This is a genomic window from Cecembia calidifontis (assembly GCF_004216715.1).
Taxonomy (GTDB): Bacteria; Bacteroidota; Bacteroidia; order Cytophagales; family Cyclobacteriaceae; genus Cecembia_A; species Cecembia_A calidifontis.
The window spans coordinates 484,724-496,761 of record NZ_SGXG01000001.1; the positions used below are offsets into that span (position 1 = coordinate 484,724).

Consider the following 12,038-nt stretch of genomic DNA (forward strand, 5'->3'; position numbering starts at 1 on the left):
TCAGAGGACTATCAAGCAATGATGATTATCTTTCCCCTCTGTTATTGGTGCCATCAACCGGAGTTCTATTTTCCCTGTTGGCCAAATCCCAAGCGGTATGGAAAATAAGCTTGGTCCTTTTGGTCATCAACGGGAATTCAATCTTATCAACAGTATCTGTAGGCTGATGATAATCATCATGCACCCCATTGAAGAAGAAGATTACCGGGATGTTGTGTTTGGCAAAGTTATAATGATCAGATCTGTAATAGAATCTGTTAGGATCATCTTCGGCATCATACCTATAATCCAAAATCAAATTGGTATAAGTGATATTGTTGTATTCATTGATCACCTTAAGGTGGGATGAAAGCATCTCTGATCCGATCACATAGATGTATTCTTGATTTTCCGCGTCTTGATACTCATAATCTATCCTTCCCACCATGTCAATATTGATGTTGTTGACTGTGTTTTCTAATGGGAAAATGGGATGATTGGAATAATATTCAGATCCTAGCAATCCTTTTTCTTCACCGGTCACATTTAAGAACAGGATACTTCTTCTTGGTCTAAATCCATCTTTGGCGGCCATGGCAAAAGCTTCCGCAATTTCCATAACTGCTACCGTTCCTGATCCATCATCATCTGCCCCATTATTGATTTCTCCTTTGCTATTGATTCCCACGTGATCATAATGGGAGGAAATGACCAGAACTTCTTCTTTTTTATCTGTACCTTCCAGGAATGCCATCACATTTTCCGTTGGCACCACCTTATTTTGTTTTTTGACCAAATAAGAAACTTTTTGGGAAGGAATGGACTCCGGATTATTCTTGGCTGCCTCCTTTAAAATTTCCACCGGGGTTTGAAACAATGTTGACATTTTCTCACTGCTCACCAAAAAAATCGGTTCTTGCTTGGTAGGTTGTTCAAAACCTAGTCTCCCTTTACCACTTAAAGACTTATACCAATTTGCCATCCTATCAAAATTTGCCTGTCCCTCCATTGTCACTATAACAATCCCTGCGGCTCCGGCCTGCATGACCTCTGGGACCACAGTCTGTGCCCTGCTCCCAATTGCCCATAGTCCGACCAATTTATCTTTGACATCAACTTTTTTAAGGTTTTCCTCATTGGCAAGCCCCAAAAAAACCAGATCGGTTCTTTTCAATCGGCTCATATTTGCATCCCCAATAAATATAAAATCCTCATTTTGGACGAGTTTTTGTTTTCCAACAGTAAGGTTAACCTCAGGATAAGAAACTGAGGACAGGTTAAACTTCTGGAAATAACTTCCTTCCACAGGCCCCTTCAGCCCAAGGTCTTTGTAGAAATTAGCAAGATATTCAGCAGCAAGCTTTTGGCCCTTTTCGCCGGTATCTCTCCCCTCCAGTTCATCTGAGGCAATATAAGTCAGATGCCTTTCCAGATCCTGGGCCGTAATTGTAGCAGCATACTTTAAGGCAGTAGCATCCTGCGCCTGGCCCTTGATGGCCAAAAACAACCCCAGGACCGACGCAATTAAAACTCGTTTTTTCATATGTTATATTCAGGTTAATCAATTTGGGTTTTAAACATAAAAATTATTCCCAACAGATTAAAACCGTTTATCAATTTGGATGTTAATTGGGTATATTTCTTTGAGGTGAAAAATCCATTATCGTTCAAGAATTTATACCTTTGCACTACCAAAAAATAAACGGAATATAACCCAAAAATTTCCCTACAATATCCGAATATGAAAATTAATCTCCATCCCACTACCAAATTTGAAAATAGACACAATGGGCCTTCTCAGGAGGAAGTTTCCAAAATGCTTCAAGCAATCGGTGCGGCTTCTTTGGATGAGCTGATTGATCAGACCATTCCAAAATCCATCCAATTGGAGAAAGCCCTCGATCTCCCTTCTGCCAAATCAGAAGCAGCATTCTTGAAGGATTTCAAATCCCTGGCTTCTAAAAATAAAATATTCAAATCATTTATTGGCCTGGGTTATTATGACACTTTAGTACCTGGGGTAATATTGAGAAATATCCTTGAAAATCCAGGATGGTACACAGCTTATACTCCTTACCAAGCTGAAATAGCCCAGGGAAGATTGGAAGCTTTGATCAACTATCAGACCATGGTGATGGACCTGACCGGAATGGAAATGGCCAATGCTTCTTTGTTGGATGAAGCGACTGCTGCAGCTGAAGCCATGACCATGCTTTATGCTTCCAAGCCCAAAGAGAAGAAAAATGCCCATAAGTTTTTTGTGGACGAGAAAATATTCCCTCAAACCAAAGACTTATTGGTAACCAGGTCTACACCTATCGGAATCGAATTGGTGATCGCGCCTTTGGCCCAACTTGACCTGACAGATCCGGAATTGTTTGGTATTATGTTGCAATATCCAAACTTGGATGGAGAAGTAATTGACCATAGCGCCTTGGTAGCTTCTGCCAAAGAAAATCACGTATTGACTGCTTTTTCAACTGACCTACTGAGCTTGACCCTATTAACCCCTCCAGGCGAAATGGGTGCAGATGTAGTAGTGGGAACCAGCCAGAGATTTGGTGTACCGATGGGATATGGAGGGCCACATGCTGCATTCTTCGCTACCAAAGAGGCTTACAAAAGACAAGTACCCGGCAGGATCATCGGTGTTTCCGTAGACAAAGACGGCAACAAGGCATACAGAATGGCTTTGCAGACCCGGGAACAGCACATCAAAAGAGAAAAAGCTACTTCCAATATCTGTACTGCACAGGTATTGTTAGCTGTAATGGCAGGCATGTATTCCGTTTATCATGGCCCTAAAGGCCTGAAGGAAATTGCGGAAAGGACTCATGGATTGGCCCAACTTACAGCCAAAGCACTCCAGGTAATCGGCTTCGAGCAAGCAAACAATATTTATTTTGACACCATTAAAATCAAGGTGGATGATGTGCAACAATCCAAAATAAAGGCTTTTGCACTGTCTGCTGAAATGAATTTCAGATATGAGGAGGGCGCCATCTTCCTGTCATTTGATGAAGCCAAAACGGTAGAAGATGTTAAAGCGGTTGTGGAAGTATTTGCCAAATCTACCAATCTAAAGGCAAGTATTGACTGGAATTCCTTAATTGAAAGCCTGGAGGTGAATTATCCGGATACTTTGGAAAGAAAATCCCAATACCTGAGCCACCCTGTTTTCAATCAGTACCATTCTGAGCATGAAATGCTCAGATATATCAAGAGGCTGGAAAACAAAGACCTTTCCCTGGTGCACTCTATGATTTCATTGGGCTCTTGTACCATGAAATTGAATGCTACCACAGAAATGATCCCCGTTACCTGGCCTGAATTCGGTCAATTGCATCCATTTGCACCACAGGATCAGGCAGCAGGATATTATGAGATGTTCCAAAATCTAAGAAACTGGTTGACTGAAATAACCGGTTTTGCTGATACTTCTTTGCAGCCAAATTCCGGGGCTCAAGGTGAATATGCCGGTCTGATGGTAATCAGGGCCTATCACATGAGCAGAGGTGACCATCATAGAAATATCGCATTGATCCCAACATCTGCACACGGAACCAACCCGGCCTCAGCGGTAATGGCCGGAATGAGAGTGGTTTTGGTAAAATGTGACGAAAAAGGAAATATCGACGTCGATGACCTCAGGTCAAAGGCCGAAGAACATAAAAATGAGCTTTCTGCCTTGATGGTGACCTATCCATCTACCCACGGTGTATTTGAAGAGGCTATCCAGGAGATATGTCAGATCATCCATGACAATGGAGGACAGGTATATATGGATGGTGCTAATATGAATGCCCAGGTAGGTTTGACAAGTCCGGGCAGAATCGGCGCTGATGTTTGCCACCTGAACCTGCACAAAACATTCTGTATTCCTCACGGTGGTGGTGGACCTGGCATGGGACCAATCTGTGTGGCCAAACACTTAGCTCCTTTCTTGCCAGGAAATCCATTGGTAAAAACAGGTGGTACGCAGGCGATACATGCCATTTCGGCTGCTCCATTTGGAAGTGCTTCTATCCTTCCTATTTCCTATGCATACATAGCGATGATGGGCGGTGAGGGATTGACCAATGCCACCAAAATTGCTATTCTCAATGCCAACTACATCAAGGCACGGTTAGAGCAACACTATCCTATCCTATACACTGGAGCCAATGGAAGGGCTGCTCATGAAATGATCCTGGATTGCAGGGCTTTCAAAGAATTCGGCATAGAAGTAGAAGACATTGCTAAGCGATTGATGGACTATGGTTTCCACGCGCCAACAGTATCTTTCCCGGTTGCAGGTACTTTGATGGTAGAGCCAACCGAATCCGAAACGATGGCTGAATTAGACAGATTCTGTGATGCCATGATTGCCATCAGGGCGGAAATCCGGGAAGTACAAGATGGGATTGCTGATAAAGAAAATAATGTGTTGAAAAATGCACCCCATACAGCAGCATTAGCTTTGGCGGACAACTGGAACTTCCCATACAGCAGAGAGAAAGCTGTCTATCCCCTTCCTTATGTAAAAGGCAATAAGTTCTGGCCTTCTGTAAGGAGAATTGATTCAGCTTATGGTGACAGAAACCTGGTGTGCAGCTGTATTCCGGTGGAAGAATATGCAGAAACAACAGCAGAATAAGGTGATCTGAATAGCATAAAAAAGCCGATTGTGGGCTCCAATCGGCTTTTTGTTTGCTATAGGTACAAGATTTTGAACTGAAGAAAAGTTGAATTTCGAAAGGTGGAAGTCGGAATTCCAAAGGGACTATGACAAAAACTGTGTAAGTTGGTTTTACTACTTACGAAGTTAAAGTTGTACCTCGAAATTCCCTGTGTGATTTAGAAGAAATCGCACAGGGAATTTGAGGAACCCGCGGTAGGCGACTCCCCGGTCTGTGTGTGGACAATTTCTTACCTTTATAACACACAGATTACAAAAATGAAAAAAGAAGATCTCCTAAATGATGACTTCCTCAAGCAGTTCAGGACTGCCGGGGAGCTTAATTCCTTCCTTCAACAGCTTCAGAAAAGAGCCGTTGAGAAAATGCTTGAAGGTGAGCTGGATGCCCATCTTGGCTATGAAAAGCATCAGAATTCCGATAATCCCAATTCAAGGAACGGCTATTCCACCAAAACAATAAAAAATACTTTTGGAGAGACTGAAATCAGAGTCCCGAGAGACCGGGACGGCAGCTTTGAGCCTGCCCTTGTGCCCAAACGCAGAAGCATGGCGGAGGGCGTTGAAAACGTGATCATATCCATGTATGCCAAGGGAATGTCAAACCAGGACATCGAGGAACAGATCCGGGAGCTTTATGACATCAATGTTTCCTCCTCCACCATCTCAAGGGTTACCGGTGCCGTAGCGGAGGATATTGTTGCATGGAGAAACAGGCCGCTTGACCCTGTATACCTGATCGTTTGGATGGATGGTATATCCTTCAAAGTCAGGGAGAACTCCAAAGTGGTCAACAAGACCGTTTATATTGCCGTTGGCCTCAGAACTAACGGCCTTAAAGAGATCCTAGGCCTTTGGCTTGGCAAGAATGAATCTTCGGCTTTCTGGATGGGGGTACTCACCGACCTGAAAGCCAGAGGGGTTGAAGATATTCTCATAACGGCAACTGACAACCTGAACGGGTTTACTGATACGATAAAAGCTTCATTCCCCCAATCAGTCACTCAGATATGTGTCGTCCACCAGATCAGAAACGCATGTAGATATGTCGCATGGAAAGACCGCAGGGCGTTTACAAGGGATATGAAGGAAATTTATACCGCCCCTACAAAAGATGCTGCTTGGGCTGCCCTGAACGATTTTGCCAAAAAATGGGAATCCAAATACGCTTATGCCATCAAAAGCTGGAGGGACAACTGGGATGAACTCACCGTTTTCTTCGATTACCCGGCAGAAATCCGCAAAATCATCTATACCACCAACCTGATTGAAAATCTCAATGGAAAGATCAGAAAATACACCAAAAACAAGCTCTCTTTCCCGACAGATGATGCCGTAATGAAGTCTGTTTTTCTCGCTGCAAGAGAAGCATCGAAAAAATGGACTATGCCTATCAGAGACTGGGGAGCTATTCTTAACAGTTTCCTGCTTATATTTGGTGATAGGGTCAGGCTTCTTGATACCTGACAATAAAACCATAATTTGAAGTTTACACACTTATCGGGATAGTGTCATTCCAAAATCCACCTTCCGAAATCTCCCTTTTGATATTCTCTACTCTCGCTTCTCGTCTCTAACCTTAATCCTTCACTTCCTCGTAATCAATATAATCTCCTCCTTTGATTTCCTTGGCCCTTTTTTCCTGGTAATCTCTTGGAATATGGTCCACATTGACCTCTCCTTTTCCAGACCTGCCTTTTTTTCTCAGCTCCTCTTCCCTTTTCAGGTTATTGGCATGATCCACAAACTGCTTCAGTTTACTTCTTAAGAAAAACTGCAAAAGTTTGGAGAATATCCAGGACAGGGCAATGGCAATCAAAAGAAATTTAAATATAAATCCCATATTTAGACTTTTAGATGCAAGAAGTTAGACGCAAGACAATATTCTCAATAAGAATACTGACATAAGATCTAGTTTAAACTGAATTTCCAACCCAAATCTTATGTCTTGTATCTTGTGTCTTTAGTCTCTTAAAAACCTCCTTGGTTCCGCAATATTTTTTATCTACTCAAATAAAGATTCCTTTCGGCATAAATCTTCATGAAATAATCATCCATCAGATCATCGATGAAATAGATCGCTTCCCCTGTAGATTTCATTTCAGGACCCAATTCCTTATTCACATTAGGGAATTTATGGAAAGAGAATACCGGTTCTTTGATAGCATAACCTTTTTTCACTGGTTTGAATTCAAAATCGGTTACCTTTTTCTCCCCCAACATCACCTTAGTAGCGTAGTTGACATAAGGTTCCTGATAAGCCTTACAGATGAAAGGAACGGTTCTTGAGGCCCTTGGGTTCGCTTCAATCACATAAACCTTATCATTTTTGATTGCAAACTGAATATTGATCAACCCAACTGTTTTGAGTGCCAAGGCGATTTTGTGGGTATAAGTTTCGATTTGGCGCATCACATAATCTCCCAGATTATAAGGAGGCAATACTGCATAAGAATCTCCGGAGTGGATACCGGCAGGTTCTATATGCTGCATGATGCCAATGATATAAACATTCTCTCCATCGCAGATGGCATCCGCTTCGGCTTCAATGGCACCTTCCAGGAAATGGTCCAGGAGGATCTCATTATTTGGGATATCCTTCAGGACATTTACCACATGCTCTTCCAATTCCTTCTCGTTGATCACGATCTTCATCCCCTGACCACCAAGGACATAAGATGGTCTAACCAACAACGGGAAGCCTATAGTCTTGCACAACTCCAATGCCTCATCGGTATTATGGATAGTACCAAACTCAGGATAAGGCACATCATTTTCTTTCAGCAAGGTAGAGAAACGTCCCCTGTCCTCTGCCAAGTCTAAGGCTTCAAAGCTGGTACCAATGATAGGTATACCGTATTTATCCATTTTCTCGGCCAACTTGAGGGCTGTTTGGCCTCCCAACTGAACAATCACACCCAAAGGCTTTTCCTGAAGGATGATCTCATAAATATGCTCCCAGAAAACCGGTTCAAAGTACAGCTTATCAGAAATATCCGGGTCGGTGGAAACTGTCTCCGGGTTACAGTTGATCATGATGGTCTCATAGCCACATTCTTTGGCAGCCAACACCCCATGCACACAGGAATAGTCAAATTCAATACCTTGTCCCACCCGGTTAGGTCCTGAACCCAAGACCACTACCTTCTTCTTGTTGGAAGGCTGGGACTCATTTTCTTCACCAAAGGTGGAATAATAATAAGGCGTCTTGGCTTCGAATTCCGCGGCACAGGTATCTACGAGTTTATACACCCGCTTGATCCCCATTTCATGATAGCGCTTATTGAAGACTTCTGATTCAAGACAGCCTAGCAAATGAGCGATCTGTCTGTCTGCATAGCCTTTTTTCTTGGCCATGTCCATCAATTCCCTTGGGATGGTATCGATGTTATATTTTTCAATTTCGGCTTCCACGTGGATCAATTCCTCGATTTGTTTGAGGAACCACTTATCAATTTTGGTCAAATCATGGATAGTCCTGAAGGATATACCCAGTTTGAAAGCATCATATACATGGAACAGCCTGTTCCAGCTTGGATTGGCCAAACTGTAAAGTAGCTGTTCCTGGTTTTTCAATTCTTTGCCATCTGCACCCAGTCCATTTCTCTTGATTTCAAGAGACTGACAGGCTTTTTGAAGTGCTTCCTGGAAGTTGCGGCCGATACCCATTACTTCCCCTACTGCTTTCATGGAAAGGCCCAATCTTCTGTCTGAACCTTTGAACTTATCGAAATTCCATCTTGGGATCTTCACGATCACATAGTCAATGGAAGGTTCAAAGAAAGCAGAGGTTGTTCCTGTAATGGAATTGGTCAATTCATCCAGATTGTAGCCAATGGCCAATTTGGCGGCTACTTTTGCAATAGGATACCCGGTAGCCTTAGATGCGAGGGCGGAAGAACGGGAAACCCTCGGGTTGATTTCAATACCAATGATCTGCGAATTATCAGGGCTTACTGCAAATTGCACATTACATCCTCCAGCAAAATTCCCAATGCTGTTCATCATCTTGATGGCATAATTCCTCATCTTTTGATACACCGTATCAGGAAGGGTCATCGCGGGCGCTACGGTAATGGAGTCTCCAGTATGAACTCCCATAGGGTCGAAGTTTTCGATGGAACAGATGACGATCATGTTACCCAAATTGTCCCTCATGACTTCCAGTTCATACTCTTTCCAGCCAAGGATGCTTTGTTCGATCAAGACTTCGTGAACAGGAGAAGCCTGCAAGCCAGCCATCAAGAGTTTTTCAAAATCCTCTGCTTTCTCTACGAAAGCTCCACCGGCCCCTCCTAAAGTATAGGAAGCACGGATAATCAAAGGGAATCCGATTTCCTGAGCAATTTCTTTTCCTTGAAGGAAAGAAGTTGCGGTATCTCCCTTACAAACCCCCACGCCGATTTTTTCCATCAGGGCTTTGAATTTTTCCCTGTTTTCTGCCGTGTCGATGGCATCGATATCCACACCGATCATCCTGACACCAAATTTTTTCCAAATACCTGCCTTATCGCAGTCAATGGCGAGATTGAGCGCAGTCTGACCTCCCATGGTCGGCAATACCGCATCAATGTCCGGGTGCTCCTGAAGGATTTTGACAATGGATTTTTTCTCGAGTGGCAACAAATACACGTGGTCGGCCGTAACCGGGTCCGTCATGATGGTTGCAGGATTCGAGTTGATCAACGTGACCTTGATCCCTTCTTCCCTGAGTGACCTGGCTGCTTGTGAACCTGAATAGTCAAATTCGCAAGCTTGTCCGATAACAATAGGGCCTGAACCGATAAGTAGAACGTGTTTGATGCTGGTGTCCTTAGGCATTCTAAATGAGGTTTTAAGAGGGTTAAATACTTATGGCTAAATTGGTGCAAAATTAGGGAAATAATTTTAAGTAGCCCGATTGAATTCAAAAAACATCGGGAATTCTGGGGATTATATTAAAACCTATCTCAAACTCGAATTCCGCCTTTTAAAATCCCCACCTCACCCTTCCGAAATCGGAATTTTGAAATCCCACTTCAAAACGGCCCTTCAAATCCGGGTTGACCTACAACCATCCCTTTGTTATCAAGGCCTTTCAGGCCTAATCCGACATCAGACATCCGACTTTTGCCTTTTTACTTGGCTCTTCCCATCCCCCTAAACCCTCCACTTAAAACTCTTCTCATCAATCTCCCGCATGGTACACAAAACCCCATTCAAATGATCGTATTCATGTTGGATCAATTCAGAAATCGCCCCTTCCACTTTCCAGCTTTGTTTCTCCCAGTTTTCATCCAGGTATTCCAATGTCAGGGACTGATGCCTCTTCACTTTGACAAATAGATTGGGAAAACTCATACAGTCATCCCACAATTCAAACATCTCCTCGCTGGCATGGACGATTGCAGGGTTAATGATGATATAAGGTTTATCCAGGTTGAGATAAAAAAGCCGCTTCATAATTCCCAATTGAGGGGCAGCAATCCCCCTCCCAAACCCATACCGCTTTCGGATATCTTCCATGGCCTCATGCAGGTCCTTCACCCAATCCGTTACCAAGGGAAGTTCTTCCTTATTGACCAGCTCGCAGGTTTCATACAACCTTGGATCACCGAGTTTGAGGATGTCTTCTACTGTTTTCATCACCACAATTTATAAAAAAAACCAGGGCCTTTGAAGCACCTGGTTCTGTCATAGAAATTTCTTTCAAATTTAAATTTCTTATACTCAAGAATGGACCCGATAGTTCCCTTGTCTTATCCTAGAAATACTTGACACTTTTTTTGTTTTGACATGATAATTCAACCCTTTTAGGGTTGGGATTCCCGAACACTAATATCCTCCATTACCACCGGGTTTCACTCGGAGAAAATACCACTTTGTGGGTTCAATCACTTCGTTATTTTCTATCTCCGCAATCCGTCTTCTAAATTTCGAAATTATTTTTGTCTTCCTTCTTGTGTCTTATATCTCAAATCTTAGATATGCAAAGCCCTATTATCCGTAGCCGCCAAACAAGCTTCTTTGAAAGCTTCTGTGTAAGTTGGGTGGGCATGGGACATCCTGGCGATATCTTCAGCAGAAGCCCTGTATTCCATGGCTACGACCGCCTCTGCGATCATGTCGGCAGTTCTTGGTCCGATCATGTGTACACCTAAGATTTCGTCTGTTTCGGCATCAGCCAAAACTTTTACCAAACCATCGGTATCCATGGAAGCTCTTGCTCTTCCTGAAGCCATGAACGGGAACTTACCAACTTTGTATTTCATACCCTTTTCCTTCAATTGCTCCTCGGTGTAACCCACTGAAGCTACCTCAGGCCAGGTGTAAACAACCCCGGGGATCAATAGGTAATTGATATGTGGTTTTTGTCCGGCGATGCTTTCTGCTACAAAAACCCCTTCTTCCTCTGCCTTATGCGCCAACATGGCACCTTTAACCACATCTCCGATGGCATAAATATTAGGCACATTGGTTCTAAGGTGATCGTCCACTTCCACCTGACCCCTTTCATTCAGTTTTACTCCTGCAGTTTCCGCATTCAGGCCATCAGTATAAGGTCTTCTACCGATGGAAACAAGGACATAATCACCCTTGATTTCCACGATTTCACCCTTGCCGTTATCTGCTCTGACAATTACCTCTTTTCCTTTATTCTCAACAGCCGTCACTTTATGTTTGAGGTAAAAATCAAAGCCCAGTTTCTTCAATGATTTCTGAAGCTCCTTGCCCATGGTCCTATCCATGGAAGGAATGATGGCATCCATAAATTCAACAACAGAGACTTTGGCACCCAATCTTCCATACACAGAGCCCAATTCCATACCAATCACGCCACCACCGATAACAATCAGGTGTTTGGGGATTTCCTTCATCTTCAAAGCTTCTGTGGAAGTGATAACCCTTTCCTTGTCAATTTTGATGAATGGAAGTGAAGCCGGCTTGGAGCCTGTGGCGATGATGATGTTTTTACCCTGAATGGTCTCAGAAGAACCATCCTCTTTGGTCACTTTTACGGTATTCTTGTCCACAAAGGAACCGAAACCATGGTGCACATCAATTTTGTTTTTCTTCATCAAAAACTGGATACCGTCCACATTTTGCTTAACCACATCTTCTTTGCGGGCGATCATCTGCTTGAGATCCACTTTCAGGCCACTCAGGTTGATGCCATGGGTTTTGAAAGTATGGGCAGCATTGTGGTAATGCTCTGAAGAATCGAGCAATGCCTTGGAAGGAATACACCCTACGTTGAGACAAGTACCCCCCAAGGTAGGATATTTTTCAATGATGGCGGTTTTCATCCCAAGCTGTGCCGCTCTGATAGCAGCAACATACCCTCCTGGTCCTGAACCGATTACTATTAGGTCGTACATATTTAAGACTTTGTACCAAGTACCAA

7 protein-coding genes are annotated in these 12,038 nt (G+C 43.3%); 2 read left to right on the top strand and 5 right to left on the bottom strand.

Annotated elements, in window-relative coordinates:
- Positions 1-25 precede the first annotated feature (25 nt).
- Entirely contained in the window at positions 26-1,522 is a 1,497-nt protein-coding gene (locus tag BC751_RS02170; protein WP_130274115.1) for a M28 family peptidase, read from the bottom strand.
- A gap of 198 nt (positions 1,523-1,720) precedes the next feature.
- Here BC751_RS02170 and gcvP point away from each other — a divergent pair, with 198 nt between their 5' ends.
- Both gcvP and BC751_RS02180 read left to right on the top strand, forming a co-directional pair.
- A complete protein-coding gene (gene gcvP, locus BC751_RS02175) occupies positions 1,721-4,615 on the top strand; it encodes an aminomethyl-transferring glycine dehydrogenase (protein ID WP_130274116.1) in 2,895 nt (964 codons plus the stop codon).
- Positions 4,616-4,915: 300 nt separating this feature from the next.
- On the top strand, positions 4,916-6,121 hold the full coding sequence (locus BC751_RS02180; RefSeq protein WP_130274117.1) for an IS256 family transposase: 1,206 nt from the start codon (positions 4,916-4,918) through the stop codon (positions 6,119-6,121).
- A 112-nt stretch (positions 6,122-6,233) separates the two neighbouring features.
- Here the strand turns inward: BC751_RS02180 and BC751_RS02185 are convergent, their stop codons facing one another.
- From BC751_RS02185 to lpdA, 4 genes are all read right to left on the bottom strand, one after another.
- A complete protein-coding gene (locus BC751_RS02185) occupies positions 6,234-6,497 on the bottom strand; it encodes a DUF4834 family protein (RefSeq protein WP_130274118.1) in 264 nt (87 codons plus the stop codon).
- 158 nt (positions 6,498-6,655) lie between these two features.
- Positions 6,656-9,475, bottom strand: coding sequence for a carbamoyl-phosphate synthase large subunit (gene carB, locus BC751_RS02190; protein WP_130274119.1), 2,820 nt, complete (start codon positions 9,473-9,475; stop codon positions 6,656-6,658).
- Positions 9,476-9,793: 318 nt separating this feature from the next.
- Positions 9,794-10,279, bottom strand: coding sequence for a peptide deformylase (locus BC751_RS02195; protein ID WP_130274120.1), 486 nt, complete (start codon positions 10,277-10,279; stop codon positions 9,794-9,796).
- 335 nt (positions 10,280-10,614) lie between these two features.
- The gene (lpdA, locus tag BC751_RS02200) at positions 10,615-12,012 is read right to left on the bottom strand and encodes a dihydrolipoyl dehydrogenase (protein ID WP_130274121.1); all 1,398 of its coding nucleotides are present in this window, start codon (positions 12,010-12,012) and stop codon (positions 10,615-10,617) included.
- Positions 12,013-12,038: the final 26 nt, after the last annotated feature.